The sequence below is a fragment of the Natrinema limicola JCM 13563 genome (genome assembly GCF_000337475.1).
Lineage (GTDB): Archaea > Halobacteriota > Halobacteria > Halobacteriales > Natrialbaceae > Natrinema > Natrinema limicola.
The window spans coordinates 22997-48323 of the sequence record NZ_AOIT01000066.1; the positions used below are offsets into that span (position 1 = coordinate 22997).

At 58.2% G+C, this 25327-nt stretch carries 32 protein-coding genes and 2 pseudogenes; 14 read left to right on the forward strand and 20 right to left on the reverse strand.

Annotated features, from left to right (window positions below):
* The first annotated feature begins 2 nt into the window (after positions 1-2).
* The 4 genes from C476_RS15995 to C476_RS16010 all read left to right on the forward strand — a co-directional run bounded on the left by C476_RS15995 (position 3) and on the right by C476_RS16010 (position 3668).
* Positions 3-866, forward strand: a complete 864-nt coding sequence (locus C476_RS15995) for an SDR family oxidoreductase (protein WP_008014806.1) — start codon at positions 3-5, stop codon at positions 864-866.
* Positions 859-1833, forward strand: a complete 975-nt coding sequence (locus C476_RS16000) for a patatin-like phospholipase family protein (protein ID WP_008014808.1) — start codon at positions 859-861, stop codon at positions 1831-1833. The genes C476_RS15995 and C476_RS16000 overlap by 8 nt, the downstream gene beginning before the upstream one ends.
* A 141-nt stretch (positions 1834-1974) precedes the next feature.
* A complete protein-coding gene (locus tag C476_RS16005; protein WP_049912010.1) occupies positions 1975-3069 on the forward strand; it encodes a DUF3179 domain-containing protein in 1095 nt (364 codons plus the stop codon).
* A complete protein-coding gene (locus C476_RS16010) occupies positions 3066-3668 on the forward strand; it encodes a hypothetical protein (protein WP_008014811.1) in 603 nt (200 codons plus the stop codon). Before C476_RS16005 ends, C476_RS16010 begins: the two co-directional genes overlap by 4 nt.
* A 136-nt stretch (positions 3669-3804) precedes the next feature.
* On the opposite strand, the gene C476_RS16015 is transcribed toward C476_RS16010, so the two are convergent.
* Entirely contained in the window at positions 3805-4836 is a 1032-nt protein-coding gene (locus C476_RS16015) for an NAD(P)/FAD-dependent oxidoreductase (protein WP_008014813.1), read from the reverse strand.
* Positions 4833-6197: a dihydrolipoyl dehydrogenase family protein gene (locus C476_RS16020; protein ID WP_008014816.1), complete on the reverse strand. Its 1365-nt coding sequence runs from the start codon at positions 6195-6197 to the stop codon at positions 4833-4835. Before C476_RS16020 ends, C476_RS16015 begins: the two co-directional genes overlap by 4 nt.
* Positions 6198-6402: 205 nt before the next feature.
* On the opposite strand from C476_RS16020, the pseudogene C476_RS16025 reads away from it, so the two are divergent.
* A pseudogene (locus C476_RS16025) lies at positions 6403-6696 on the forward strand (FAD-dependent oxidoreductase); the annotation flags it as partial.
* 27 nt (positions 6697-6723) lie between these two features.
* On the opposite strand, the gene C476_RS16030 reads toward C476_RS16025, so the two are convergent.
* From C476_RS16030 to C476_RS16045, 4 genes are all read right to left on the reverse strand, one after another.
* A complete protein-coding gene (locus C476_RS16030; RefSeq protein WP_008014820.1) occupies positions 6724-7323 on the reverse strand; it encodes a helix-turn-helix domain-containing protein in 600 nt (199 codons plus the stop codon).
* A gap of 62 nt (positions 7324-7385) precedes the next feature.
* Positions 7386-7658, reverse strand: a complete 273-nt coding sequence (locus C476_RS16035; protein ID WP_152418238.1) for a hypothetical protein — start codon at positions 7656-7658, stop codon at positions 7386-7388.
* Positions 7659-8281: 623 nt separating this feature from the next.
* On the reverse strand, positions 8282-8656 hold the full coding sequence (locus C476_RS16040; protein WP_008014824.1) for a winged helix-turn-helix transcriptional regulator: 375 nt from the start codon (positions 8654-8656) through the stop codon (positions 8282-8284).
* A gap of 141 nt (positions 8657-8797) precedes the next feature.
* Positions 8798-9208, reverse strand: coding sequence for a hypothetical protein (locus tag C476_RS16045; RefSeq protein WP_008014826.1), 411 nt, complete (start codon positions 9206-9208; stop codon positions 8798-8800).
* 171 nt (positions 9209-9379) lie between these two features.
* On the opposite strand from C476_RS16045, the gene C476_RS16050 reads away from it, so the two are divergent.
* The 5 genes from C476_RS16050 to C476_RS16065 all read left to right on the forward strand — a co-directional run bounded on the left by C476_RS16050 (position 9380) and on the right by C476_RS16065 (position 12732).
* Entirely contained in the window at positions 9380-9844 is a 465-nt protein-coding gene (locus tag C476_RS16050; RefSeq protein ID WP_008014828.1) for an Rrf2 family transcriptional regulator, read from the forward strand.
* A 134-nt stretch (positions 9845-9978) separates the two neighbouring features.
* On the forward strand, positions 9979-10830 hold the full coding sequence (locus C476_RS16055; protein WP_008014830.1) for an alpha/beta fold hydrolase: 852 nt from the start codon (positions 9979-9981) through the stop codon (positions 10828-10830).
* A gap of 118 nt (positions 10831-10948) precedes the next feature.
* The gene (locus C476_RS16060) at positions 10949-11212 is read left to right on the forward strand and encodes a helix-turn-helix domain-containing protein (RefSeq protein WP_049912015.1); all 264 of its coding nucleotides are present in this window, start codon (positions 10949-10951) and stop codon (positions 11210-11212) included.
* A 95-nt stretch (positions 11213-11307) separates the two neighbouring features.
* On the forward strand, positions 11308-11484 hold the full coding sequence (locus C476_RS18765; protein WP_160162908.1) for a hypothetical protein: 177 nt from the start codon (positions 11308-11310) through the stop codon (positions 11482-11484).
* Positions 11485-12144: 660 nt separating this feature from the next.
* Complete coding sequence (locus C476_RS16065) at positions 12145-12732, forward strand: hypothetical protein (protein WP_152418239.1); 588 nt, start codon at positions 12145-12147, stop codon at positions 12730-12732.
* 501 nt (positions 12733-13233) lie between these two features.
* Here C476_RS16065 and C476_RS16070 read toward each other — a convergent pair.
* The 6 genes from C476_RS16070 to C476_RS16095 all read right to left on the reverse strand — a co-directional run bounded on the left by C476_RS16070 (position 13234) and on the right by C476_RS16095 (position 17724).
* Positions 13234-14280 (reverse strand): metal ABC transporter permease, encoded by a 1047-nt coding sequence (locus tag C476_RS16070; RefSeq protein ID WP_008014836.1) that lies wholly within the window; start codon positions 14278-14280, stop codon positions 13234-13236.
* Positions 14281-14282: 2 nt separating this feature from the next.
* A complete protein-coding gene (locus C476_RS16075) occupies positions 14283-15050 on the reverse strand; it encodes a metal ABC transporter ATP-binding protein (RefSeq protein ID WP_008014838.1) in 768 nt (255 codons plus the stop codon).
* Entirely contained in the window at positions 15047-15268 is a 222-nt protein-coding gene (locus C476_RS16080) for a DUF7511 domain-containing protein (protein ID WP_008014840.1), read from the reverse strand. Before C476_RS16080 ends, C476_RS16075 begins: the two co-directional genes overlap by 4 nt.
* The gene (locus C476_RS16085; protein ID WP_008014842.1) at positions 15265-16722 is read right to left on the reverse strand and encodes a metal ABC transporter substrate-binding protein; all 1458 of its coding nucleotides are present in this window, start codon (positions 16720-16722) and stop codon (positions 15265-15267) included. The genes C476_RS16080 and C476_RS16085 overlap by 4 nt, the downstream gene beginning before the upstream one ends.
* A gap of 346 nt (positions 16723-17068) precedes the next feature.
* On the reverse strand, positions 17069-17290 hold the full coding sequence (locus C476_RS16090) for a hypothetical protein (protein WP_008014844.1): 222 nt from the start codon (positions 17288-17290) through the stop codon (positions 17069-17071).
* Positions 17291-17472: 182 nt separating this feature from the next.
* Positions 17473-17724 carry a GTP-binding protein gene (locus C476_RS16095; protein WP_008014846.1) on the reverse strand — a complete coding sequence of 84 codons (252 nt, stop codon included), beginning with the start codon at positions 17722-17724 and terminating at the stop codon, positions 17473-17475.
* 216 nt (positions 17725-17940) lie between these two features.
* On the opposite strand from C476_RS16095, the gene C476_RS16100 reads away from it, so the two are divergent.
* Positions 17941-18162: a hypothetical protein gene (locus C476_RS16100; protein ID WP_008014847.1), complete on the forward strand. Its 222-nt coding sequence runs from the start codon at positions 17941-17943 to the stop codon at positions 18160-18162.
* Positions 18163-18447: 285 nt separating this feature from the next.
* Here the strand turns inward: C476_RS16100 and C476_RS19710 are convergent, their stop codons facing one another.
* Genes C476_RS19710 through C476_RS18770 form a run of 4 tightly spaced genes read right to left on the reverse strand, consistent with a single transcriptional unit; the run spans position 18448 to position 20061 of the window.
* Positions 18448-18582 (reverse strand): hypothetical protein, encoded by a 135-nt coding sequence (locus C476_RS19710; RefSeq protein ID WP_275039684.1) that lies wholly within the window; start codon positions 18580-18582, stop codon positions 18448-18450.
* Positions 18579-19535: a hypothetical protein gene (locus C476_RS16105; RefSeq protein WP_049912001.1), complete on the reverse strand. Its 957-nt coding sequence runs from the start codon at positions 19533-19535 to the stop codon at positions 18579-18581. Before C476_RS16105 ends, C476_RS19710 begins: the two co-directional genes overlap by 4 nt.
* 40 nt (positions 19536-19575) lie before the next feature.
* Positions 19576-19860, reverse strand: coding sequence for a hypothetical protein (locus C476_RS19155; RefSeq protein WP_049912002.1), 285 nt, complete (start codon positions 19858-19860; stop codon positions 19576-19578).
* Between the two features lie 42 nt (positions 19861-19902).
* Positions 19903-20061, reverse strand: a complete 159-nt coding sequence (locus C476_RS18770) for a hypothetical protein (RefSeq protein WP_160162909.1) — start codon at positions 20059-20061, stop codon at positions 19903-19905.
* Positions 20062-20283: 222 nt separating this feature from the next.
* Between C476_RS18770 and C476_RS19770 the strand changes: the two are divergent.
* Positions 20284-20409: pseudogene (locus C476_RS19770) on the forward strand (alpha/beta fold hydrolase); the annotation flags it as partial.
* Here C476_RS19770 and C476_RS16115 read toward each other — a convergent pair.
* Positions 20371-21576 (reverse strand): FAD-dependent monooxygenase, encoded by a 1206-nt coding sequence (locus C476_RS16115; protein WP_008014850.1) that lies wholly within the window; start codon positions 21574-21576, stop codon positions 20371-20373. The pseudogene C476_RS19770 and the gene C476_RS16115 overlap by 39 nt on opposite strands.
* 84 nt (positions 21577-21660) lie before the next feature.
* On the opposite strand from C476_RS16115, the gene C476_RS16120 reads away from it, so the two are divergent.
* Entirely contained in the window at positions 21661-22317 is a 657-nt protein-coding gene (locus C476_RS16120) for a helix-turn-helix domain-containing protein (protein WP_008014852.1), read from the forward strand.
* 83 nt (positions 22318-22400) lie between these two features.
* On the opposite strand, the gene C476_RS16125 is transcribed toward C476_RS16120, so the two are convergent.
* Positions 22401-22787 (reverse strand): HVO_A0114 family putative DNA-binding protein, encoded by a 387-nt coding sequence (locus C476_RS16125; RefSeq protein WP_008014853.1) that lies wholly within the window; start codon positions 22785-22787, stop codon positions 22401-22403.
* Positions 22788-22810: 23 nt separating this feature from the next.
* Entirely contained in the window at positions 22811-23062 is a 252-nt protein-coding gene (locus tag C476_RS16130) for a toxin-antitoxin system TumE family protein (protein ID WP_008014854.1), read from the reverse strand.
* A 160-nt stretch (positions 23063-23222) separates the two neighbouring features.
* On the opposite strand from C476_RS16130, the gene C476_RS16135 reads away from it, so the two are divergent.
* Complete coding sequence (locus tag C476_RS16135) at positions 23223-24584, forward strand: restriction endonuclease (protein ID WP_008014856.1); 1362 nt, start codon at positions 23223-23225, stop codon at positions 24582-24584.
* Between the two features lie 27 nt (positions 24585-24611).
* Here C476_RS16135 and C476_RS16140 read toward each other — a convergent pair whose 3' ends face one another.
* The gene (locus C476_RS16140; RefSeq protein WP_008014857.1) at positions 24612-25169 is read right to left on the reverse strand and encodes a hypothetical protein; all 558 of its coding nucleotides are present in this window, start codon (positions 25167-25169) and stop codon (positions 24612-24614) included.
* Positions 25170-25327: the final 158 nt, after the last annotated feature.

A 25327-nucleotide genomic window follows, 5' to 3' on the forward strand; every position in this document is an offset into this window, starting at 1 on the left:
GTATGTCTCCCAATGAGGTCGACCTCACCGAACCGACGCTTATGACCGACGACCTGCTCGTTCTCGAGGACCCACACTTCGGCCCCGAAACCACAGCCGTTGTAACAGGTGCCGCCTCGGGTATCGGACAGGCGACTGCGGTCGCCCTCGCAGCGAACGGTCTCACGATCGTCGGTGCCGACATTGACGAGGACGGCCTCGAAGAGACGACGGAACTCGCCGAGAGACTCGACGTGCCAGGCAAGATTCACTCGGTTCCGACCGACCTCACCAACGACGCCGATGTTGAGACGATGATCGACGTCGCGGCCGAGGAGGGAGAACTCCGGTACGTTGCGAACATCGCGGGGATGCAACACATTGCGTCGGTTTCAGAGTTCCCGATGGAGAAGTACGACCTGCTGTTGGACATCATGTTGCGGGCACCGTTCCTGACAGCGAAGTACGCGATGCCCCACGTTCGTGCCACCGACCACGGCGTCGGTGCTATCGGAAACATGTCCTCGGTCCATGGGCACTATGCGACCCAGGACAAGCCTGCCTACATCACCGCGAAACACGGGCTGCAGGGACTCACTCGAGCAATCGCTGCCGAGGGCGAGGGGACGCTTCGGGGGTTCTCGGTCAGTGTCGGATACGTCCTCACGCCGCTCATGGTCAATCAGATCGAGGACACGGCCGCGGAACGCGGCATCTCCGAGCAGGAAGTCGTCGAAGACGTGATGCTCGGGCAGGCCCGGACGAAAGAGCTGATGACGCCGGCCGAGGTGGCGAACCTCTTCGTGTTCGGGTTTTCCCGGCACAGCAAACATCTCAACGGCGGCGACCTGCTCTGGGACGGCGGCTACACGACGACGTATGAGTGAGGGAAATCCGACACGCGTCGCCATCGCCTGTCAGGGCGGTGGCAGCCACACCGCGTTCACTGCGGGTGTCCTTCGGACGCTGCTCGAGGAGTGGGACGACGAGTACGAACTCGTCGGCATCAGCGGCACGTCCGGTGGCGCGTTCAACGCCCTCGGGACGTGGTACGGGCTCGTCACTGACGATGCCGACCGGGCGCGTGCGATCCTCGACGGGCTGTGGACGGATCTGGCAGCCGACGGGGGACAGGACCGCTGGCTGAACTCCCTGGTGACGACGCTTTCGCGAATGGAGAGCGCCGGCTTCCCGCTGCCCACGATCAGTCCGTATCAGGTACTCGGCCCGGAAGTCGGGAAACAGCGGCTTAGAGAGGTGCTCGAGCGACACATCGACTTCGACGCGATCCCGGACCTCTGTCAGGAGCACGTCCCGGAACTAGTGATCGGGACGGTCGACATCAACGCCGGCGTCTTCGAAACGTTCGTCAACGAGGAGGTCACTGTCGACGCCGTCCTCGCATCGGCAGCGGTTCCGAACCTGTTCGAGGCCGTCGAGATCCACGGGCACCTCCACTGGGACGGCCTGTTCTCGCAGAACCCGCCGGTCAACGATCTGATGCGACTCCCGCCGGAACGCAAACCAGAAGAGTTGTGGATCGTACAGATCAATCCGCAGGAATTCGAGGGCGAACCCGACACGCTGGACGTCATCGCCGACCGGCGCAACGAACTGTCGGGAAATATCTCCCTCAATCAGGAGCTGGGGTTCATCGAGCGGATCAACGAGTGGGTCGCGGATGGAAAACTCCCCGCCGACGAGTTCCAGCGGACGACGATCCGTCGCATCCATATGGGAACGCGATTTCACTGCTCGACGAAGGTCGACCGTGATCCCGCGTTCCTCGACGAACTTCGATCCTTGGGTAACCAACGAGCCCGCGAGTTTCTGGACTCAAGACCCGGCTCGTGACGAGGACGGTCTCGAGCACTCGAGGCTGTCCTCCGCGGCCGAGACGGGCGCTCGGAACGTCCCGTTCGGCGAGAACGCTACTGTGTGTCCGTCACACACGACTGACGCTCGGTTATGAGTGTCGCGCTCCAACCGACGGATATGACAGATGGATACGAGAATGCGGGCGTCTCCCGGCGGCGTTTCCTCGGCGCGGCCAGCGGTGTCGGCCTCGCTGCGCTCGCTGGCTGTCTGGACGGTTCCTTCGCGCCCATCTCGGGCGACGATGGGAGAGCGATCACTAGCGCTCCGCCCACGGTCGACCGGTCGCTCCCCGAGGAGTACGCGACCAACGAACTCGACGAGGCGAGTCTCTCCGGCGGCCCGGGCAAGGACGGCATCCCCTCGATCGACGAGCCAGAGTTCGCCGCAGCCGACGATCCGCCATCGAGACTGTCGGCCGACGATCTAGTTTTCGGCGTCGAACTGAACGGCGACGCGAAGGCGTACCCCCGGTACGTTCTCGTGTGGCACGAGATCGTCAACGATGTCGTGGGTGAGGAGTCTGTCGCGGTAACGTACTGTCCGCTGACCGGAACGGCACAGGGGTTCTATCGCGGAGCAAGCGAGCTCGGCGTCTCCGGGCGCCTCGTCAACAGCAATCTCATCATGTACGACCGCGGGAGCGATACGTGGTGGTCGCAGGTGCTCGCACGGGGGATCCGCGGCCCACACGAAGGGGCGTACCTGTCGGAGTTTCAGGTGACGTGGACGACGTGGGGACGGTGGCACGAGCGACATCCGGAGACGGCCGTGTTGACCGAGAATACCGGCCACGTCCGGGATTACGGTGGCGATCCCTACGGGCAGTACAATCCCCGGACCGGCTACTACGACGACGAGAGCTTGCTGTTCGACCCGCTGGCGAGCGACGACCGGTTCACCCCGAAGAAAATCGTCGTCGGGGCCCGGACCGCTGACGGAGCGCTGGCCGTCCCCAAGTCGACGCTCCGGGAGCGCGGGGCCGTCGTCGACTCAGTGGGCGACGTTCCCTATGCGACCGCCTACGACGAGGAACTCGATACGAGCTACGTCTACCGCAATCCCGACGACCGGTCGGTCGAGTTCGAGAGCGGTGCACTCACCGTCGACGACGAGTACGAACCGGATGCGCTCCCGCTCGAGCGCGTGATCGGATTTGACGCGATGTGGTTCGCCTGGTACGGCTTCTACCCCTCGACGGAGGTTCATGGATGAGCACCTGGACTCAGTTCGACCCGGCGCCGAGGCGGCGGATCGACGAGACGATCGCCGCAACGGCGCTCGTCGTCAGACGCCGTGATTCGCTGGCGGTCGCCATCTTCGTCGGGATCGGCTACCTCGCGGCCTTCCTCTGGGCTATCGGCGACCTCGCGATGCGACCCGGCGCGGCCCCGAACCTGATCGTCGTCGACGACCCGCTGGTCCGGATGTTCCAACGGATCGGCCCCGCGTCGTTCGAGGCCGTTGCGCTGCTCGACACCGGTGTCATCCGATTTCTGGTGTCGCCGATCGACATCGCGATCGGGCTCGCGATAGCTGGCCTCGTCGGCCTCAACCTCGGACTGACCTACCTCGCGGTCGTCCAACCGGCGGCCTGCGGGATCGGAGCTGGCTCGGGGTTGCTTGCGTCGGTGCCGGCCCTGCTGTCCGGAACGGTCTGCTGTGGACCCGCCGTCCTGATCGCACTCGGGATACAGGCGAGCGGCCTCCTGTTGACGATGTTCGCTTGGCTGTTGCCGCTCGGAGTGGTGCTGATGCTTGTCAGTCTGACATACGTCGCTGGGAAGGTCGACGTCGCGAACGCGTCGGGCTGAGAGCGGGCGGGTCGCAGCGGCGCTCGAGTTCGCGGAGCCGACTCGTCTCCGCCTCATACGGACTCCTGCAAGTCAGCACCGGAGGGCTCGCAACCCTCCATGCGGGTGTGCCGGAAACCAGTAAGGGGGGACCATATCACTCGTAGGTGTGGAAGTCGACCGCCTGCTCGAGCAGTTCGTCCGGTATCCCCGGAACTTCCTCCGAGCGGACCGGGCCCTGTTCGTCGAGGATGTCAGGGTCACGCGGGAAAGCCCGCAGCTGGAAGTGAACGTCGATCCCAGCTTTCGCGCCTTGCCCCATTCCGATGGGAAGCTGGTTGTGGCCCGGCGTGCAGTCGCCAACGGCGTAGACGCCCTCGACGGAGGTCTGGCCGTGATCGCCGACCTCGATGGTCCCGTCGTCGTTGATCTCACAGCCGAGTTCCCGGGCCAGTCCGTTGTTGTACTCGGCGCCGTACATGGCGAACCCGCCCTTGTACTCCCGGACGACCCCATCCTCGAATTCGAGCGCTTTCAACCAGCCATCGTTCCCGTTCTGAACGCCTGTGATATCTTCGTGGACGATGTCGATGGGGTGGCGCTCGAGCATGGCGGCCGTCTCGTCGCTCCACTCGGGATCGTCGCCGCGGGTGAGCAAGTCGACCTCGTCGGTGAAATTCAGCATAATTCCTGCGACGTGGGCCGCACTCTCCGAGTGGCCCATCACGTAGGCCGGCTTGTCGACGAACATGTGGGCGTCACAGTGTAGACAGTAGTGGAGCCCACGACCGGTTCGCGGCAGCGGCGGTTCCGGGCGAACGTCGTTGAACCCCGTCGCGAGGATCACGATCTCTGCTTCGTAGTCGTTATTGTTGCCCGATAGTCGGATCAGTCTCTCCTCCCTCTCCCTCTCCTCGCGGGAGCACGAGGTGACCATGTCCTGATGGAGGTCACAGCCGTACGCTTCGAGTTGTTCCCGCCCGATACCGAGGAATTCGGCGCCGCTGGTTTCCTCACGAACGCCCAGCAGGTTATGAACTTCCTGCATCATCGCCGCCCGACCGCCGCCGCGACTGACGACTGCCGTCCGATGGCCCAGTCGCGTGCTGTACAGCGCCGCCGTCATCCCTGCAGGACCACCACCAACGACGATCACCTCGTATTCCGTAGACGGCGATTCCTCGCTCATTGCCGTGTCACCTCTCGAAATGCGGCCTCGAGGACCTTGCTCAGCGTCGGATGTGCGTGGATCGTCCCGGCCACGTCGTCGACGGAGAGCCCGTGTCGCATTGCGAGGACTGCCTCGTGAAGCAGCGTCGATGCCTCGTCGCCGATGGCGTGGGCGCCCAGAATCTCGCCGTCCGGGGCGGCAAGCACCTTCACGAATCCGTGCTCGAGTTTCTTCGCCCGCCCCATCGCCGAGTCGCTGTAGTCGGCCCGGCCCACGACGTACTCCGTATCGTCGTCCTGAAGGTCCGCCTCGGTCGCCCCGACGCCGGCGATCTGGGGGTCGGTGAAGATGGTATGGGGCATCGCTGAGAGGTCGATTGCCGTTCGCTCTTCGTGGACGACGTTCGCGACTGTGTGCTGCGTCTCGTAGTCGCCGGAGTGTTTGAATAACGCGTTCCCGGCGACGTCGCCCTGGGCCCACACGTTCTCGGCGCTCGTCTCGAGATACTCGTTCGTCTCGATAAATCCGCGGTCGTCGATCTCGATGCCCGCCGCCTCGAGCCCCAGCTCGTCGCTGTTCGGCCGTCGGCCGAGTGCAACGAGCACTTCGCTCCCTTCGACGGTCAGTTCCCTGCCGTCTGCCGTCTCTGCGTGGACAGCGTGGCCATCACCGTGCTCTTCGACGGCGGTCACGCGATGACCGGTGTAAACGTCGTGGCGCTCGGCGGCGAGCTCGGTGAACGCTGTGGCGACATCAGCGTCTTCCCGCGGAACGAGCGAGTCCATCATCTCCACGATCGTGACGTCGGTGCCCATCGACTGGAACACGTATCCCAGTTCCACTGCGATGTACCCGCCACCGAGTATGACGAGGCTCTCGGGCGGTTCGCGGAGGTAGAGTGCCTCCTGACTGGTGAGGTAGTCGATCTCGTCGAGGCCGTCGATCGGCGGGACGATCGGCCGGCTCCCCGTAGCTACCACGACTTTCTCGGCAGTAACGGTCTCGCCCGCAAGCTCGAGCGTTCGCTCATCGACGAACTCGGTGTACTCCGTGAAGAGCGTGAGATTGTCCTTTTCTCGGTACCGGTCTTCCATGTCTTCGGCAATCCCACCAAGCAGGTCGTCCATCTCGTCGACGACAGCGGCGTGGTCGATTCCATTGAGGGTGGCATCGACGTGGAACCGCTCGGCGTCCCGGACGTGATTTACAGCGTTTGCCGCCTGAATCAGCATCTTCGAGGGGTTACAGCCCCGATTCAAACACGTTCCGCCCAACGGTCCCGGTTCGACCAGCGCGGTGTCGAGCCCAGCGTCGGCGGCGGCCGCAGCGACGTTATTTCCAGTTCCTCCGCCGACGACGATGACGTCGAAATCAGCCATAGGTACAGTGCTGAACGATAGCTGTGGTAAAGAACCCCATGCGCCGGTTCAGTTCGGTTGCACGCCCGTGAGGCGGGGTGGGGACTAAAGCGCACACTCGAGCCGCAGTTATACGCGTTCCCGCAAAGATCAATCCGTGAGTACATTCGTTGTCGTTGGGGGTGACGCCGCAGGGATATCGGCAGCAAGCAAAGCAAAGCGCGAAGACCCGATCTCGGAGACGATCGACGCGAAATCACGCGCTGGCTACTATCCCGAGGGTGGAACAGTACGCGTGACGCTCACAGCCGATCGTCCATCTGGACGCGTGTTGGGAGGCAGTCTCGTTTCCGAGTACGGCGAAGATGCTGTCCACCGAAGCCACGCGCTCGTTGGGGCGGTTACCGAAGGAATCACCGTCGACGAACTCTCCGATTACGACCTCGCGTATGCGCCCCACTTCAACACGACCTGGGATCCCGTGTTGACCGCAGCGAAGGTACTCGAGGGCAACCGATAGTCCCTGGTTCGTCGCGCGCAGCCTCTATCAGCTGTCTCTCCCTTGGAACGATTCCCAGAACACGTCTGGAAGCTCTTGATCGGGATTCTCTTCGAGATAGTCCTGTTTAGTCAGGTTCGCATCTTCGATGAGGGAAGCAGCCTCGCCAGCCCAGACGTAGAATCCAATCAGCGTCTCGCGACGCATCCGCTCGAGATCGACCGAGTGATAGACGTTAACGACACCACCTGCTTCCCGGTTTAGTTCAGACCGCCGGAGGAGCCCGAGTTCGACCAGTTTGTTCAGATACCGGGTGACTGTACTTCGATCGTATCCGAGCGTCTCGGCCACTTCGTTCGCCGACAGCGGACCTTCTCCGATGACACACAGACAAATGTCCAGCCCGGCTTTCGGGAGCCCGAAGGCCTGGAGTAGTACCTGCCTGACGTCCGGCGGCTTGACGCTCATTTCTAGGTCAGTCACGCGTTCCATCGGTTCGTCGTGACACGACATCGGCGGATCGTCGCGACCGAGGACGAGGACGACGTTATCACAGTCGGGACACTCGAAGAGATCGTATCGGCTGGCTGATGGATCATACTGGATCTCTTGGGGTCCTTCAGGGTCGGTCGTCTCGCTATTAGACATTCGTTTCTAGTGCCTCCATATAGGGCCTCGTTACGTAGGCACATGCTAAATACTACCCCATCTCATTCATCCGGATTTATCGTCTCCGGATCAACGATCACTAGCTCGTCGAGTTCGAGTTCGAGCAGTTCTTCACCAGTAACTGTCACTCGGACGCTCCCGTCTGATCGGATCCGAGCCAGTTCGCAGTCTGCCAACCCGTGGAGGTGGGATTCAATCGTGCGTTCGTCGGCTTCGAGTGCCGCTGCGAGCGCTCCACTCGTCGTCGTTTCTCGCGGATCGCTATCGCTGGCTGTCGCAAGTTGCTCGAGCACCGCTCGTCTCGTTATTACCATGGCGCTCAGAGCGCTGTCCACACTAGTGGTTCGTCACGCCTGACGTTGCGGGCCGAACCGATTGCGGTTCTCTGGTTCGGCTCGCACGTCGACGCGTGACGGCGTACTAGCCGTGGTGGTCCGTTGGGCTGGACGGACGTTCTCATCGGTCCGCTCTCGATGGAGTTCACAGAGATGGATCTAGCAGTTCGTTTCCCTCGCTTAGAGCGACTCTTGGACATGATAGCTCCGCCTCGAGTCTAATTGACTGTGTGTATGTGCCCTCACGTAACCCTCGCCACGGCTCCAATCTGGCCCGTAGTCCAGTTCCCGACCGGTGGTCAGGATCGCGTTTGGTTCCATGCCCTGTGGGCTTGAGACAGCAACTCGTCGTATTCCAGAAGCCGTCCGGGAACGACTGTTTCTCACGAAGTGAGCGTCTCTTGGTCCCTCGAATCCTGATACGTCGTGAGAAGCGCTCATCATGGGAGTTCACTCCCATCTACATTAGCGATAACGTTTCTTATAGGTTCGTCGAGAGTGCAAGTCAGTCACAATATCGCTCTCAATTGAGAGATCCTGGATTGTAAACCCTCATACCCCAACGGCGGTCGGGAACCACATTGGTCATATTGTGGGACGTATCAAGCGATCGAGCTTTCCTTGTCCCGTGCAGCCGTCAGGTGTTCTTGTCCCCACTTAGCCATCTCCTGGATCACTGGCTCTAGCGATTTCCCGTGTTCGGTCAACGAATACTCGACTCGAACCGGTTTTTCGCTGATGATCGACCGCTCGATCAGCTGTTTGGCCTCGAGATCCTCGAGTGAGTCCGAGAGGACCTTGCTCGAGATCCCGCCGACTTCTTCTTTCAGTGCGTTGAAACCGAGTGGTCCGTTGGCAAGCAATCGATGGAGAATAACGGTGTGCCACTTCTTGCCGATCAACGTTGCTGTGGAGGTGACGGGACACCAGTCTTCGCCTGCACACCACACTTCCAGTTGTTCAGTCGACTCGCTCATATCTGTACACTAGTGCTGGAACAGTATATAGTTACGTGTTGTAACCAAGTTACTAGTCAATACTATTCTTTGTCGGTCGATACGTCCTGCTCACGGGATGGTCCTCGAGTGAGTGTGATACGACACAAACACACTCATACGCTATTCACCCTCGTCGGTAGTGTAATCTTGAGCAACGAGCGCATACGCCAGCGCAACAGGAACGGCGTAGACGACGTGGCCGACGAGGCTCACGATCGTGCCAGGAATCGCGACGTTCGGGAACGGCGGCGCACCGGGGAAGCCGAGCGTCGAAAGCCAGATCGGCATCACGAGGACCGCAAGAGTGGCAGTTGTCAGCACCCTGTAACCGATTCCGAGTCCGATTGCAGGGCCGATGCGCTTCGTGGATTCGGCAAGCGGCCCGAACTGAACGAGTGCGACGTAGGCCAGGCCGAGGACGACGCCGTGGAACTGGTGGATCGCCCATCCCGCGAGCAAGGCCGGCCCCTCGATGCCGTACATTGCGGGGATCGCCATCTCGAGCATCGGTGCCGGGATGACGTACTGCATGATGAGGCCGAAGAGGACGCTGCCAACGAAGCCGCCGATCGCTCCTGCTGCCCAATCTGTGGGCGTGATAGTACTCGAGGATATAGACTCCGTCTCAGAGGCGAACCCTGCGAGCTACTGCGCCCATGGTGATCGGAAGACGTTACAACGCTAGATCGTCTCGTTTCAGATATGAATGGGAGTAGTCGGCTCGTCGTCGCGACGCATGTGCTGACGGTGCTCGCTGTCGTTCGTGATGAACGCCTTTCCTCGGAAAAACTTGCTTGGAGTCTCAATACCAACCCGGTCGTCGTCCGTCGCCTACTTGGATCTCTTCGGGATGCAAACCTCGTTACGACCAAACGTGGACCGAATGGAGGGTTCGCACTGGCACGGAATCCGGACGACGTGACGCTCTACGACATCTACGAAGCGCTCGAGGTGGAGTCGATTTTTACGTTCCATCCGACCGATCCGAACGAAGCATGTCCCGTTGGTGAGAACATCCAGGCAGTCCTCACCGAGACGCTGCAACCGGCGGAGGCCGCCCTGAAAGACGAACTCAAAACGATCACCATCGCTGATCTCAGCCAGCAGATTCTCGAGCAGGCATCAACGCCGATCGAAAGCGTCGAAAGCGCCGATCTCGGCGACTGAAAACGCCTCTCTACGGTGGTTGTTCTTCTCGATAGTTGTGAGAAGAGCGGTGGTGCCTTCGATACGGAAGTGATTCGATAGCAGTATTTGTAACATACAAAGTTACAAATAGTGGGGCGGTAAGTGATCATTCGATGACGAACGAACTGCCCCATCAAGAATGGTCGGACGCACAAGAAGAGACAACGGTCTCGGTCGACACACACGAACTGACCGTGTCGTATTACGACGAGGGGCAGACCAATGCATCCGAAAACCCGCTCGTGTTCCTCCATGGGATTCCGACATGGTCGTATCTTTGGCGTGGTGTCGCACCGGCCTTCGAAGACGATCGACGGGTAATCGCCCCAGACTTCGTCGGCTACGGGAACTCCGCAATGTACGATGGCTTCGATCGGTCCATCCGTGCCCAAGAGCAGGTACTCGATGGACTGCTATCGCAACTCGAGGTCGACCAGATCGATCTCGTTGCCCACGACATCGGTGGTGGTGTCGCGCTCCGCTACGCGGCACACAACCCGGATGCGGTCGGAAAACTCGTGCTTTCGAACTCGATCGCGTACGACTCGTGGCCAATACAGTTCATCGTCGATCTCGGGCTTCCCGGGACAATTAACGATATGAGTGTCGACGACGTGGACGAACAGCTCACCGGCATGTTCCAATCGACACTCATCGATCCAGACGACGAATTCGTGGAGGGAATGGTATCCCGATTCAGGAGTGATAAGGGCCGGATTTCCCTCAGCCGGAACGCGATCGCAACGAATACAAGTCACACGACCGAAATCGACTACGAAGCCATCACAGCGGAGGCGTACTTCATCTGGGGCGAGAACGACGAGTTCCAGCCGATCCAGTTCGCAGAACGGCTGAACGACGACCTCGAGAACACTGCTGGCATCACCCGACTGGACGCGAACCACTGGGTCCCGGCTGATCGTCCGTCGCAGTATGCCGACCACCTCTCAAGTTTCCTCGATTGAATTTCTGTGACCTCTCTACCCGACGAACACGTCTCCGCTCGAGTGTGATCGTCACGGTCGTGTCTAGTCGTTGCATCGGCGCTGAAAGCATATGTGGCGACACGAGCAACGTTGGATCATGACCCACGTTCCGGATCAACTCTACGACCTTCCACCGAGTGCCAAACTCGTATTGAAAGTTCTCGACATCAATGGCGAGATGACGCAGAGTCAAATCGCAACCGAAACTCGGCTGAGCAAACGGACCGTTCGGTACGCACTCGATGCGCTTCGGGACGCCGGCGTCCTTCGTGAACGAATGTATTTTCGTGATGCGAGACAATCGCTCTACTCGATTTCCGACTCGGTGCTGACAAACGAGCCGACGTCCGTGGACGACTGACTTTTAGGTAACCTCCTAACGAGGTGGTTCGCGAGTGCTTATACGTTACCAAGTGTTACCTAGTAGTGTAAGGTAAGCAATCGAGGAGAGATCCTATGTCCACAGATACAACACACCGCGACCAGCAACCAACGATTGGCGTCGACGCCGCCCCGCTCGAGCACTATTCGGCTGTCCAGACGGAAACCAACCAGTTGATCGTCTACGACGAACACAACGAAGACGCCTGGATTCAGTCGGACGACTGGATCGACGCACTCACAATGGCGTGATCAACTGGACCCGTACAACAAGTGGAGAATCGACTGGCAGTTCAGTGAGGATTCTGATGGCTGCCATTACTGCGACTGGCGGTCTCAAGAGATCATATCCGCGATCAGTGTGCAGAGTGGTGTTTCAACCTTTGACTTGTGAGTATCAGCATCCGTGCAGTGGCAGATTTGAACTGTGAACTGATAGTAATGGCGTGCAAGATATAGAGGATGAGTGCAGCACGCCACCTCCGTTTGTTTCACGCCACAGGCAGTGAACCATCCGCACACTACACGAGTGTAGTTACCGAATCGAGCGTTCTGGTTCCGCTGTTAATAAAGAAGGCGTACATCCTCATCAACTACTGGCAGAGAGTGTCATAGAAAGACTCGCAAGTGAGTTGTTTCAACTCCCTTTGAGTGAATCAGTCGGTAAGTAGAGGGTAAGCCGGTAGCGGAGTGGCAATTGATTTCATCGGCTTTTTCCAAGGTCAGCGTGCCGAATACAGAGAGTGGCTTATCCCTCAACTGTGGAACTGGTTTATCGATTTATACGATTTGCAAATTCAAACATATTTGCCAATATCGAGAGATAATATAACACACAGTCAAAATTGTTAACCCTGCAACCGAAAATAGAAAATAGCGTGATCAAGGATGGGCGTGACGTATCATCTCCGGATGAGTGAGGTAGACCAATATCTCGAACTGGGTAAAAAGGTGCATAAGACATTGGATACTCCGTGGGTAAAGAACCACACAGAAAAAGCACTGAATGAATACAAGAGCCTCGATCCTCCACCAGCAATCAATGCACTGAACGGACCAGGATGCCCGGGATTCTGGGACGGGTTACGTCACTTTGTCGGTGATGAACACCACTACTGGCTCTACGATGATTGGGGAAAGTGGCTGAGACAGGAGGCCCCTCGACAGATAGTCGATACCAAGCCAGCCTCCAAGTTATGGACGAAATTGCTCGGTAATCAAGAGGATCAGTACCGTATGAAGATCGAGGGTCAGGAGTATCTATTTGACAGCGGGAAATTTTTGTACGGACCTGAAATTCCAGAAATGGGTACCAGTCTCAATGAAAATAGAGATGCTTTGTTGTCGAGCTGTCCGGAATCCTCCCGGGTTTATTACTCAAGGCGTGACCAGGAGAATATCAAGGAGAGAATCGAAAGTGATCAATTTGTAAATGATTTTATCGATAAGTGCTGTGAGGCCCCTGAAGGATCGATCCTTTGGTATCGTGCGAGCCCATAACCACCAAGCCTCAATTGACAGTGTGTAGGTCAAGTATTCAGCACGCTTTGAAAGCATTATTTGAACCTAGCAGATCTGACCTACAGACCTGCCGTAGAAGCGTCCGATTGAGTCGGTCAGTAAGCAGGTCTACTGAGCGTTAGATTCGCTGTAGACTACGAGGAATAAACGGAGTCAGTTTGATGCATCCATTCTCTATTCAGCAGGCGGCTTTTGGCATAGTTCGGATATATCGATAGCCACTTCGGTAACTGCTTGTCCTGTATTGACCGTAACCGGGTCAGAGTATATCACTCGCTGAGGATTTCAACAGAGCCACTGGCTTCTGTTTTTACCAGCATTGCTAGATTGACCCCTTCTCTTTGAGTGCTTCGACTGGTGGTTGATTGTCGAGATGAACGACGATTGGAGTATATATCCCGATCCGTTTGGAGTCGAAGAACGGGAACTCGCACTCGCGGACGACTAGGCCGGCTTCTTTTTGTGGCGGCCCTGTGCGATTTATCGTTCCTCGTCTTCGGTCCCTCCGTCGGCTTTCGGTTCACTGGCAGTGTTGTCGATTATACGCGTGAACACCCGTTCGCCGGGACGACCGATTCGGCGCCACGCTCGCGTCCGAAGTCCGAGTCGACGACCACCCAATGACAGCACGTAGAGTCCAATTCCTGTGAGGACGATGGTTCCGCCTGCTGCGATCCCGTACTGATACGAGAGCGTAACACCGGTGATGACAGTGACTTCCGCCACGAGGATGCCCGCAAGTATCGATCGCTTGAAACTGCGGGCACTGTCAGCCGTTGCGACCGGAATGACGAGCATCGCGGCGACGAGGATGACGCCCATGACCTGCATCGCGCTGACGACGACGAGCGCGGTCAGAACGACCATCAGCCGGTTGTACCATACGACGCTGATACCGGCTGCCCGTGCTGCAGTCGCGTCGAAGGTGACGTACAGCAGCGGTCGATAAGTGATCACGACCGCCACAGAAACAAGACCGGTCATGAGGACCAAAAGACCCACACTTGCCCTCGACACAGTCGTGAGCGATCCGAAGAGGTACGCGTCGATGCCGACCGCGATGCCGCCGTCGGTCGCCGTAATAAGCACGCTTCCCAGTGCGAAGCCGCCAGTCAAGATCATCGCCAGTGAAGTGTCCGTCGTGACGTCTCCGTATTGGACCAGCAGTTCTACGAGCAGTGCTGTTCCAATAGCGACGACGAGCGCGCTGTGGATAGGCGACAGTGACAGCGACAGGGCATTGTTGACGAACAGGCCGACAGCGACACCGGCAAAGGCCGTGTGTGCAAGGGTGTCCGCGATCATCGACATTTCTCGGTGAACGAGGAACGTGCCGACCAGCGGGCCGATGACGCCGATACAGATCGCAGCGAGATACGCACGCTGCATGAACGCATATTCGAGTACCGGAAGGCCGAGCGCTTTCGCGAGCGCCTCCATGAACGCCCCGTACGCGTCTTCAAGGAACCAATTGAACGGTGCGAACGCGAACAGCTTCACCGTCAGCAGGGAGGTCATCTCGAACATGGTCAATGATCGTGCTCGAGGACGGCCCGCCCGTCACCGTACGCGTCGGCCAGTGCGTTCGTCTCGGCGAACGTCTCGGGGTCGCCGTGGAAGTGCAGTTTTCGGTTGATGCAGGCGATTTCGGTGGCGTGCGTGGTGACGACACCGATGTCGTGTTCGATGAGGACGATAGTGATTCCGGTTGCGTTGAGGTCGCGGAGAAGGTCGTAGAACGCATCTCGAGACTCGGCGTCGACGCCGACAGTTGGCTCGTCCAAGACGAGCAGGTCCGCTTGCGCGGCCAGCGCACGAGCGATAAATACGCGCTGGCGCTGGCCGCCGGACAACCGTCCGACACGGCGCTCGGTCAGTTCGGTCAGGCCCACGCGTTCAAGCGCCTCGTCGATCGCCTGTCGGTCCGAATCGGAAAAGCGACCGATGAGACGGTGTGGGTACCGGCCCATGGTGACCGCTTCGCGGACGGTGACTGGCATACGACCAGCTGCTTTCGTCGCGTGCTGGGCAACGTAGGCGACCCGTTCGCCGTCGTCGAACTCATGTGCTGGCGTGCCGAACAGCCGAACCTGCCCGCTGTCTGGGCGGCGCAGACCAAGCATGAGTTCGACGAGCGTCGTTTTTCCAGACCCATTCGGGCCGACGAGACCCAGAAACGTGCCCGGCTCGATTGTGAGTGACACGTCGTCGACCACGGGCCGGTCGCCGAAGGCGAACGACACGTCGTCGGCAGTTACGACTGCTTTCGGGGCCGTCTCGACTGTCGCCCCGGTCATCGCCACTCACCGGAGTCGACGAAATCTTGGTCTCGTGCGGTAATCCAGCGCTCCATCTGAACGACCGGCGCTACGTCTGGCGGGTAGATCGTTCGCTGCGCTGGCCCGTCCACAGGATCGACGACAGCCGACGCCAGTTGTGGTGGCTGGTCACGGTCGCGACGGTCGACCCAGTCCGGGTCGGTCTCGCCTCGATGCGGTTCGCACTCACCAGTCATTGTGCGTCGAGTGCCTTCCGCAGCGTGGGAAGATTGACGTTTTTCATGATGTCGACGTATCCCCAGTCGTTGTCGGCCCACTCCTGTGTCTGTCCGGGAATCGACGTCAGCGGCAGTACTTCCGTAGCGTCAGTCTCGGCAACGAGCTGTTGGGCAGCCTGCTGGGATTCCAGTGGATCCGAGCAGACGTACTGGAGGTCATGTTCACTGATGAGTTGCTGGGCCTGTTCGATATCTCTCGGGGTTGGCTGATCGTCAGGAGAAATGCTCGTCAGCGTTTTCACCTCGAACCCGTAGCGAGCGCCCAGATAGCCGAACGCGTTGTGACCGGCGACGAAGACGACGTCTTTCGAAGCCCCTTCGAGACCACTCTGGAGCGAACTGTGCAGGTCGTCAAGTTTGTCTTTGTACTGCGTTGCATTGCTCTCATATGTGGACGAATTCTCGCTGTCTACGTTCGCGAAGCCCTGCTGGATGTTGTCTACGGCTGTCTTTGCGCGGACCGGATCGATCCAGAAGTGTGGATCCATCCCACCTGCGTGTCCGTGCCCGTGGTCGTGACCATCCTCGTTCTCATGATCGTCTTCCGTTTCGTGACCGTGGTCATGTCCACCGACCGCTTCCGTTACTTCAGGTGTAACCGACGCGCCGCCCTCGTTTGACAGCGCCGCGTTGAACTCCGAAGGGACGTGCTGGGCGAACAGCACGTAGTGCCCTTCTGACTCGACCTGTAGTGTGTATGTCGTTGCACCATTTTCGGCGAACTCGAGCGTGTAGAGCGACTCTGACGACGGAGAGAGTGTTCCATCAGCCTCAACCGTCGTGTGTGAACTGTGGTCGCTCTCGTAGAGCGAATGTGCGGTCTCTTCGACGTGGTGGATACCGTGGTCGCCACCCTCGTCCGTCGAAAGGACGGCGAGGTGCATCTGGGTGTCCGGACCCTGCTCGAACGTATAAGTGTACGTTCCTGTCTCGAGGTGATAGAGTCCCGCCCACTCCCATGGGGGCGATTCACCGTGTTGGTTTGCAGCTTCGTGTTCATCCTCGTGGTCGTGTGCTTGTTCGTGACTGTGCCCAGGCTCCTGGAGTTGGATACCGGCACTAGCATCGACGACAGCGACGTCTGTACCGTCGGATTCGATCGTTTCGACAATGTCGTCGGCCCACGGCTGGAACCCTTCCGTCCCGTGAATGAACAGGTTCGATTCGAGGACGGTCTGTTGCACCCTCGGACCAGGCTCCCAGCCGTGTCCGTGCTGGCCGACCGGGACGAGCGTTTTCCCGGCCGCTGCGTCGCCGGCGACCTGTGAGGCGATATCACCGAATACGAAAAATGACGCCTGACCAGTCGTCCCGCTCGACTGTCCGCTGGCCCCCAGACAGCCAGCAAGTGCACTTGCAGCAACGGCTCCGATTCCACCAGTGACGAATCGTCGGCGTGTGTGTTCTGCCATCAGTTATTAACACAAGTAAAGTAGATAATAAGCACTATGATTTTTGGTCAGGCGTTAACAACAAGGAACGCTCATTTACACGGCTGGAAGCAAGCAGCTCTCTGCACGATTGAAAGTGTCTCTGGCACTATTCTCACAACTTTGGAAGCGAGACTGGAATGATTGTTCGAATTACAAGAAAATCTGTTTACTCGACGAGGTACAAGTCCTCGGTGTTCGGTGTTTGCCGACCGCGTCGCGTACACGAGCATGTACTGATCTCGTCTATCGAGTTCGTCTGATACGGACTACTGTCAGTCATTTCCGGTGCAACCGCGACCCACACTGCGGTTGCACCGGTAAATCGTTACAGCAGACCGTCTGAATCGTCAGTGAGAAGCGGATTTCCACCTTCTATGAAGAGTTCCCACCAGAACAATACGTCGTAGCCCGCAGCAGTGAGTTCCTCATACTGCCGGACAGCAGTCAATACGAAGTCGGTCGTGAATTCGCGGCCGTCTCCACCGGTGACGGCCGCAGCAGCGCGACCGATCTTCACGTCGTTCTGTCCGGCAGTATCACGGATCATCGGCGCGTTGGTGACTTTGAACGGGATCGTTCACTCGAGGCCTGTCGGTGCTCCGACGGTCGCTCCGTGTCGCAGTGTTCGAGTCAAGGAACTCATACCGTCGTCACATCCCATTTCTCGACATCAGTGTCGAAGACGAGTTCCTCCTCAGCACGGCTCGGAAACGGGTTTTCATACCGCTCTCAGTCTTCGTCCCAGTCGAGGTCGGGTCTGGCTTCACGGTAGGATTCCTTCTGGAACGCCGGCATGCTCGTGGCCCACTGACTGTTGACATCCACCTGGACTTGGGTGCCAGCGAGATTACAGTTGAGCGCGTGCCGCTCTCTGCCGGCGATCCACATGAGCCTCTTTGCGCGGACGACATCGTTGAGAACGTCTGCAAGCCAGTCGACAAGTCGATCGGGATGGAACGGTCGCTGTCTCGCGTAACTCATAGGTTGGATCAGCGTGGATATTCGGAGGTTTTCAGGAGGAAAACAGTCTACGAGGAAAATCGCACGATGAGAGAAACTATGAACTAGTCTGCTGATCCCTATCAATCGGCTCGGCAACCCGGTCGGGCTTTCAAGGCGCAGTAACGGATCAGTACTCGACCAGCGTTCAGAAGGGCGGCCTAAAAATGTTTTCAGGGCCGTTCTCGTAGCTCGGGTATGTCCACGACCATTGCAACACCCGACGCGGACGAGGAGTGTGCGTATTGTGGCTCGCGTCTCTTCGACCACGACCCGATCTGCGTCCGTGACTGTACCGACGACTGTGGGTCGCCGACGTACTTTTGCAACTACGCGTGTCTCTCGGCCTATATCGACGAGAACGACATGACGACGGGCGACGCATGCAAATGGGGGCCCGACGAAAGCGGTTGTTGTTGATCGAAGCGTGTCGTCGAGTTCATACGTCTACTACGTGGTTGTTCACAAGCTATCCTCGAGAATTGATCACGAGCTAGTGATACTGCTGGACAGAACGACGTGAAGCCGGCCGCACGTATGCGGCCGTCACCTATGGGGACGGCCGCGAATTCGCGACCGGTTTCGTATNGTGAAGCCGGCCGCACGTATGCGGCCGTCACCTATGGGGACGGCCGCGAATTCGCGACCGGTTTCGTATTGACTTCTGTCCAGTAGTATGAGAAACGCCAGGAAAACGCATCGGTGTCACTCGCATGGGGGTGAATCGGAGTGCCCCGACCGGCCACGATCCTGGTAGAAGTCACCGGCCCACTGTCCGATCCAGATATCCTGGTTCGCGAGGTACAGCGCCCACTCGGTATCGAAGCGATCATCGGTCACGGACCACTCGTCAGCGGCGGGGTCGTACTCGACTGCAGCGTTGTAGACGGCTGCCTGTCCGTATTCGCCACCAGCCTCGGGAGGTAACGGGAGCGTGTATTCCGCGTTCTCATCCGGGACTGTGGACGCTCAGCACGCTGCAGTCGGCCGCGATTGAAAGTCTGGTTGAAAAACCGGGCGAACGTGTCTTTCACGCCGCTTCGCTCGAGCACGGCGTCCGCTGCATTGAGGCCGCCGGTGATGTCGCCGGCGTCTCGAGCGGTGATCGCGTAGGTATCCGCGTTCGCACCTGGTTTGAACGTTCCCGCATCACTGTCCCAGAGTTCGTCGATCATGTATCCGAGCACGTCCGTGGCAGTATCGGTGTGATCGACGCCGTCGAGTTCGGATGCCCACAGCAGTCCCTGCCCAACGATTCCCTGCGTTGCGGCCTGATTTGGAGAGCCGTTGTCGACGAGCCCGTTATCGTCGAGGTTCGCGTCGACCTGCTTTGCGAGGGCGCTCGACTGCAACTCGTTACTACCGGCCTGGGTGCCGTACCATCCAACTGCCCCGAGCGTCTGTCCAAGCTGTCGCGTCGACTGAGATGCGATGTCAGCCGGGGCGAATTGAGAGCGAGTCGTCTGGAACATCCCATCGGTGAGCTGTTGGATATTCTCTGCAGGGATGAGCGGTTCAGGGTTCTCGTAGCCGAACCAGCCTCCTTGAGCGAGGCTGACCATGTCCGAGAGGAACCAAAGCATCGCCGAGTGATGGTGGACACGCGGCGTCGCATCGGTGATTTCCGGACCGCTCGGACGAAAACCCGAAACTAGCTCGAGCGAATCGTCTCCGGCCGTCAAGGCACCGTTCTCCTGTGGCCCACCGGCGATGAGTGCCGCGTTGATTCCGATCTGGGCGAGCGTCGAGAGGACTTCCGAGCGAAACTCCGCCGCGATGTCGTCCGGTAGCACGTCGAAGTTTTTCGCCCACGTAACGCCTTTCAGATTGGGTCTAGGCCACCGAGGACGGACTGACCACGCCGGAAGACAGTGATTTGTCCCACTCGAGCGTGCTCGCATCCGGTCGCCCGCTTTCGTCTTCGAGCATTGGCTGCTGGGTAAATGATGGATCACCCTCGGTGAACGGAGCCATGTTCAGGTTGGCGTTCGTGACCGGCGGCTGCTCTTGATCGGCCGTCTCGAGAATGGCCGGAAATCGCTGGTCGAACTGGGCTTGTTGCTCGTCGTTGTGGGGGAACAAGACGCCGTTGCCGCTCATCGAAATGTTGGTACTCATGTTGTAAAGGGAGTACCAGTAGGAATCCCAGGTTGCGTCCTGTCAGTCGTACGACTGTCCGCCGGTGGTTCCATTAGCTCCGTCTTGCTCGTCGTCCGAGCGATTTTCGTCTTGCCCGCTGCTCGTGCCAAAGCAGCCTGCAAGCGTTCCGGCTGTCGCGATGCCGCCGAGACGAAGTATGTGTCGTCTGTCAACTCCCATGACGAGTAGACGATAGACGACGAATCATAAGGCCATACCTCGTCTGTGGATAATCAGCCCACGATCGTACCTAAGATGCTGTCGCCGACGGCGACAGCCGTCGAGACGCGATCGAGTATTCACTGACTGTTGTCCGGTAATATGAATACGTATACCGTCGGGGCTCGCTCCTCTTCGTATCGGACAGAAAGCCGGCTCGCGTCGCAGTCGTGCGGCAGCGTAGCTCTTCATGAGGTACTTCCCCACAGCCATCTCGTCGAATTCGACGGTATCAGCCACAGTGGTCCCGGTGAAGCGCCGGAGTTGATTTCATCGGAGGTCGATTCCTTCCTTCGTCACAGGGAGTGAGGTACCAGTCGTTCGCCGGTGGCGAAATCGGCGGAAGATGCTGTTTGGAAGAAGGTTGACTGCGTGATTGCGCGCTCGGCAACCGAGATTTGATTGTATCGTCGCGAACTTTCCAAGCCAGTGTGACTCCGAGCGGATCCGCTCGGCACGATGCTTTCGCTTGCGTTCATATGTTTCTAGCGCCGCTGTGTGATCAGAATACCTACTGAGTGCGGCGGCCAACGCGAGTGCGTCCTCGATCGCCTGTGCTGCACCTTGGCCGGCGAACGGTAACATTCCGTGAGCGGCATCTCCAGCAAGAACCACTGACCCGCGTGACCACTGGTCAAGTGGTGGCACATCCATGAGACCAGTCGTGATTATGTCTTCGTCAGGGGCGACCGAATTGATGACAGTCGGAACTGGTTCCGGGAAGCTACTGTAGTATTTGCGTAACTGTTCCATGATGCTCTGTCTGCCAGTAGTCGCCGTTTCGAACGGACTCGGACTTGGTGCTGTAGCGAACCAATAGAAGCGATCGGAGTCGATCGGAGCGCCGCCAGTGTAGGTTCCCTTTCCCCAGATCTCTACTCCTCGAGTGCGGTGTTGCTCTGGCAACTCACAGGTTGCGGTGGCTCGATAGACGGTGGCGTCGAGCGTTTGCAATTCGATATCGGGAGCGATCACGTCACGCACAGTCGAATTGATGCCGTCTGCACCAACGAGGATGTCAGGGTGGATACGTGTCCCATCTTCGAATCGGGCAGTTGGTGGGTCCGTGTCTTCAACTTCTGCACAGGCTTTGCCTGTTTTGACTCGTGAGTCGAGTTCCTCAAGGAGGAGTCGCTGCAGGTCGCCGCGGTGGATTGCGACATAGCCGTAGTCGAAGTGCGCCCGTTCAACGCCATCCAGATCGAATCGCTGCAGGGTTCGACCACTCATCGAGAGGATCCGACCACTGTCGAGTGGTACTCCTGTCGACTGGATTTGGTCTGCGATTCCGAGCCGGTCGAACACCAGCAACGCGTTCGTCTGGAGGAGAATGCCGGCACCGACCGGTTGGTATTCGGATGCTGCTTCGTATACCGTCGGCGACAGCCCCCGCTGCTCGAGCGCGAGTGCAGTCGTGAGACCGCAAATTCCGCCGCCGATGATCGCGATCTCTGTTGTCTCTCCGAGATGCTGCATGGCTATCAGTACGGCCTTGAAAGTAGAAGCGTAACTGCCGGTCAAACATGGCTTTTTAAGTTGTCAGATTCGATTCTTCTGTCAATGCGATACCTCACTGTCAAAATAACTCCTGCTGAAGGTGAGGCATTTCACCCAACTGCGGCGGCGCTGCGAGACGAACCGGCGATCACTCGAGAGGCGATTCACCATATTGAACTGCTCGCCGATGATACAGTGCTGGTGTTTGCTGAGGGGAGTGGCGATTCGGGCCGATATGAAGCGATTATGCAGGAGTCCTCCCTTGTGGAGGAATATCTCGTCTCCGGAGAGGACCGGTGGATGGCGGTGAGTCAGTTCCAGCCCTCGGACGTGATGCGGCGATTCTTGGAGTTCGAACGCGAGTCGGACATCGTCATCGAGACGCCGATTACGATCAACTCTGATGGATCGGTTCGAGTTACCTACGTAGGGAGCGATTCAGCATTTCAAGAGGCTCTTCGACGCGTCGATGAGGAACTCCCGCTGACGTACGAGGTCATGGAAACGGGAAGCTATGATCCGGACGTGAATAAGCTTCTGAGGGTGTTAACAACGCGTCAGCAAGAAGTACTCGAAGCGGCTGTCAAAGTTGGGTATTACAGTTCTCCCCGGGAGGCGACTCACAAGGACGTGGCTGAATGCGTTGGGATCGCACCCACAACCGCAGGTGAACACCTTCGGAAAGTCGAGGAACAAGTCTTTGACGCGCTCGTTCGGTAAAACGCCTCTCTGTGCAGGAACCGGTAAACTAGACTGTCCTGCGAGGATTTCATGTTGATAAACAAAATGAGAAAACTGGACGACTAATGTGCGCTGGCGGGAGTACTGTCGTCGTCAAGGAGAGGGTAGTCAATATGCATCTCGATCTTGTCGAACGGGACAATCGGTTGTATCGCGCCACCAGGGTCACCTTCCTCAAGTTCGAGAATGCCAAGCACTTCGAGATGGGGCAGGTCTGCATGAACATCGGAAACATCGAGATCGACGAGCCGTGCAGCTTCACGCATACTCGAGGGGTGCTCTTTGGCGATTGCTTGGATGAGAGTTAGACGCAGTGGTGTGAGACTGTCAACGAGATCGTCGTAGGTGCCGAACTGGAGGACTGCCTGCTCATCACTCTTATCTAGTTCATCAGCTGTTTCCTTACGAACCTGTGTTCGATCGCCGACGGTGATGTGAAGTGTGGTCATCGGTTGTGTGGTGTCTGCGGTTTTCAATAGGGACGTGGTGGATTGCCGCCAGTGGTGTCCCAGTATTCGCCAGCAGTGACCCAAAACTCAACGAGGAGTTCCTCCATTCCAGGAAACTCGAGATCAGTATCGCCAGCAGCGGTGTGGAGTTCATGGCCTTTGGTATCTTCGTGGGCGTTGTCGTAGCGGATGAGCGTCAGGTCCTGTAGCGTGCCCAGGAGAAGTGTGTATTTCCAGCCGGACAGGTAGGTGTTTGTATCAGTCGTACGTCGCATGACGACATTTCCGACAAGTCCAGCTTCGACGTGGGTTGGGATATTCCCCAATATCAAATGTATGTCGAATAAATACCCAACACCACCCTAGCTATCTGACACACTCAATCGACTCAGAACATATTTAGTAATTGAGTAATGTGTTTTGAATATCTCCGAAATGGCTGTCTTGGACAATTTCTCTGGGTTCGAATTCGAGGATCTGATGGAGGACGTCTTCCGAAACCTCGGTTACGAAAACGTCCGGCAGGCCGCAAAAACAGCTGATGAGGGGAGGGACATTCTGATGGAGGAGGTCGTCGACGGGACTCGGCGAGCGATTGTTGTCGAGTGTAAGCATACAGGGACTGTCGGACGGCCGGTCGTCCAGAAACTGCATTCAGCCATTGCGACGTTTGACTTCGACGGACCCAAGCGCGGAATGGTCGTCACGACAGGTCGATTTACCAGCCCCGCCCAAGAGTACGCTACCCGCCTCGAGCAAAACGGCGATCCCTATCCTATCGAGCTGATCGACGGCACGGAACTCCGCGAGATTGCTGATGAAATCGGTCTTGATCTCTATAACGGCCGTATCGAGATCCTCTGTGACGAGACGCTACGTCCCTACGATCCGGCGGCGACTGTCGATGCACCTGTTCGAGAGGCATTCCGCGACATCGAGAACATCGCGGCATCCGACCTTCCGGAGCCACACTCGCAAGTGACGTTCCGTCCAGTCGTTTCGATTACTGCCGATACGAATGCGGTCTTCGAGACATCGGTGGGTGTCATCCACCGGATTAACGAGCGAACACGGTTCGTCGTCCATGCGAAACGCGGCTATCCACAGGTAGCCGATGACAATGTTGTGACGCTCGTCACCGAGAATCTTCACACGACAGTCGACCTCGATGAGAATCGATTTGAGAAGGTCTTTGATCAAGTCACCGAACGCCGGTTCGGACAGACCCAGACCGAGTACAAAGAGTGGGCCGTCGATCGACTGCAAGACTACCACACGACGACAGTGACCTACACGGGTGACAACAACGTCACATACAACAAGACCTGCGAGCCGAACCTCTCGGATATCTCGGTTCAATCGATCGAAGCTGTGTATCTGCCTGAAGTCCGACAGACAACCGAACTGCAGGCGTACACGTACCCTTACGAGTACTATGCAGCGGGGCCGTCACGGGTAACTCTCGAGAACGGTATCCACCGCTGTGTCCACTGTGAGACGAGCGGCAGCGACGAAACCTACACCTACTGTGCCAACTGTGGCGCGATTGCCTGTGGCAGTCACATCAGAACTGAGCGACTCGAGGGCAACCCGGTCTGTACAGGCTGTGCGGTCACCGAACGGTTCGCACTCAAGACGAAATACTTCTACGACGACCACAACCTCGAGGCGTTCCGCACAGAATATGCAGCGATGCCACTCCACGAGAAGGCGATGGAGAACAAGCCGCTGGCCGGCGCTCTTCTCGTGTCGCTCTTCGTGATCGTCGGGTTCCTCGTTGTCAGTGGCGTAATCTGAGCCAATCAACCGTTCTGCAAATTCGACCTACAGTTCCTCGAGAGCAGTTTCCAGCGGTCCATGAAACTGCCAGGACGCTCGCTTGAACGCCTCGTCTGTCGGCCCGTCCCACCGCGGAAAGCCGGCGTGGTCGCTCACCTTGACGGTCCACTCTGCCGGATCATCGAATGGGGTTCGCGTTGGCAGTTCGACGACGTAGAGGTACTCCTCATCTCCATGAATGCCGTTGACGGGATTTTCGACACTGTGGCCGAGCAGGAATAACGGTTGCTCGAGATGTGCCATGTTCGACGGGTCCAGCAAATCATCCGGCTGATCAGCGCGAATACTTCGCTCACGTCCTTCGTCCACGTAGAGGCTCATACTCGAGAGCATCTCGAGGAAGATGAACTGCGCGGCGGCGTAGCTGGGACCACGTTCCGTTCGTGTCTTCTCGAGCAGTTGTTTGAGTCGAGCGAGGTCTTGGAGGACACTCTCAGGATAGCCGTCGGAATGCCGGTAGACCTGTGCAATGCGATTGGTTGAATCCTGTTCTGCTGCAGACTCGTTTCGGTGGACGAATCGGAGTTGACTTCGGGTTGACATCGATCTCTCCTCTCCAGCGCGAGTGCGCCGGCGCCCATCACCGGCGCATAAACAATCCTGTGGACGGGGTGTTCTGGCGTCTAAGTACGGTTATGTCGACTCTCCGTATTGGGTGGGATACGTCCACGGGTTCGTCCATGGTGTTGGACTCGCCCTGC

Excerpts from the sequence above, each read along its gene's own strand:
- C476_RS16045 (WP_008014826.1), bottom strand. The coding sequence starts at position 9,208 with ATGCAGTACGTCATCCCGGCACCGATGCTCGAGATGGCGATCCCCGCA.
- C476_RS18765 (WP_160162908.1), top strand. The coding sequence starts at position 11,308 with ATGTCCACAGATACAACACACCGCGACCAGCAACCAACGATTGGCGTC.
- C476_RS16065 (WP_152418239.1), top strand. The coding sequence starts at position 12,145 with ATGAGTGAGGTAGACCAATATCTCGAACTGGGTAAAAAGGTGCATAAG.
- C476_RS16140 (WP_008014857.1), bottom strand. The coding sequence starts at position 25,169 with ATGTCAACCCGAAGTCAACTCCGATTCGTCCACCGAAACGAGTCTGCA.
- C476_RS16095 (WP_008014846.1), bottom strand. The coding sequence starts at position 17,724 with ATGAGTTACGCGAGACAGCGACCGTTCCATCCCGATCGACTTGTCGAC.
- C476_RS16120 (WP_008014852.1), top strand. The coding sequence starts at position 21,661 with ATGCGATACCTCACTGTCAAAATAACTCCTGCTGAAGGTGAGGCATTT.
- C476_RS16040 (WP_008014824.1), bottom strand. The coding sequence starts at position 8,656 with ATGAGCGAGTCGACTGAACAACTGGAAGTGTGGTGTGCAGGCGAAGAC.
- C476_RS19155 (WP_049912002.1), bottom strand. The coding sequence starts at position 19,860 with ATGAGTACCAACATTTCGATGAGCGGCAACGGCGTCTTGTTCCCCCAC.
- C476_RS16130 (WP_008014854.1), bottom strand. The coding sequence starts at position 23,062 with ATGCGACGTACGACTGATACAAACACCTACCTGTCCGGCTGGAAATAC.
- C476_RS16085 (WP_008014842.1), bottom strand. The coding sequence starts at position 16,722 with ATGGCAGAACACACACGCCGACGATTCGTCACTGGTGGAATCGGAGCC.
- C476_RS16000 (WP_008014808.1), top strand. The coding sequence starts at position 859 with ATGAGTGAGGGAAATCCGACACGCGTCGCCATCGCCTGTCAGGGCGGT.
- C476_RS16020 (WP_008014816.1), bottom strand. The coding sequence starts at position 6,197 with ATGGCTGATTTCGACGTCATCGTCGTCGGCGGAGGAACTGGAAATAAC.
- C476_RS16135 (WP_008014856.1), top strand. The coding sequence starts at position 23,223 with ATGGCTGTCTTGGACAATTTCTCTGGGTTCGAATTCGAGGATCTGATG.
- C476_RS16075 (WP_008014838.1), bottom strand. The coding sequence starts at position 15,050 with ATGACCGGGGCGACAGTCGAGACGGCCCCGAAAGCAGTCGTAACTGCC.
- C476_RS16115 (WP_008014850.1), bottom strand. The coding sequence starts at position 21,576 with ATGCAGCATCTCGGAGAGACAACAGAGATCGCGATCATCGGCGGCGGA.
- C476_RS15995 (WP_008014806.1), top strand. The coding sequence starts at position 3 with ATGTCTCCCAATGAGGTCGACCTCACCGAACCGACGCTTATGACCGAC.
- C476_RS16060 (WP_049912015.1), top strand. The coding sequence starts at position 10,949 with ATGACCCACGTTCCGGATCAACTCTACGACCTTCCACCGAGTGCCAAA.
- C476_RS16125 (WP_008014853.1), bottom strand. The coding sequence starts at position 22,787 with ATGACCACACTTCACATCACCGTCGGCGATCGAACACAGGTTCGTAAG.
- C476_RS16035 (WP_152418238.1), bottom strand. The coding sequence starts at position 7,658 with ATGGTAATAACGAGACGAGCGGTGCTCGAGCAACTTGCGACAGCCAGC.
- C476_RS16015 (WP_008014813.1), bottom strand. The coding sequence starts at position 4,836 with ATGAGCGAGGAATCGCCGTCTACGGAATACGAGGTGATCGTCGTTGGT.
- C476_RS16050 (WP_008014828.1), top strand. The coding sequence starts at position 9,380 with ATGAATGGGAGTAGTCGGCTCGTCGTCGCGACGCATGTGCTGACGGTG.
- C476_RS16010 (WP_008014811.1), top strand. The coding sequence starts at position 3,066 with ATGAGCACCTGGACTCAGTTCGACCCGGCGCCGAGGCGGCGGATCGAC.
- C476_RS16070 (WP_008014836.1), bottom strand. The coding sequence starts at position 14,280 with ATGTTCGAGATGACCTCCCTGCTGACGGTGAAGCTGTTCGCGTTCGCA.
- C476_RS16100 (WP_008014847.1), top strand. The coding sequence starts at position 17,941 with ATGTCCACGACCATTGCAACACCCGACGCGGACGAGGAGTGTGCGTAT.
- C476_RS16080 (WP_008014840.1), bottom strand. The coding sequence starts at position 15,268 with ATGACTGGTGAGTGCGAACCGCATCGAGGCGAGACCGACCCGGACTGG.
- C476_RS18770 (WP_160162909.1), bottom strand. The coding sequence starts at position 20,061 with ATGGGAGTTGACAGACGACACATACTTCGTCTCGGCGGCATCGCGACA.
- C476_RS16005 (WP_049912010.1), top strand. The coding sequence starts at position 1,975 with ATGACAGATGGATACGAGAATGCGGGCGTCTCCCGGCGGCGTTTCCTC.
- C476_RS16030 (WP_008014820.1), bottom strand. The coding sequence starts at position 7,323 with ATGTCTAATAGCGAGACGACCGACCCTGAAGGACCCCAAGAGATCCAG.
- C476_RS16055 (WP_008014830.1), top strand. The coding sequence starts at position 9,979 with ATGACGAACGAACTGCCCCATCAAGAATGGTCGGACGCACAAGAAGAG.
- C476_RS16090 (WP_008014844.1), bottom strand. The coding sequence starts at position 17,290 with ATGATCCGTGATACTGCCGGACAGAACGACGTGAAGATCGGTCGCGCT.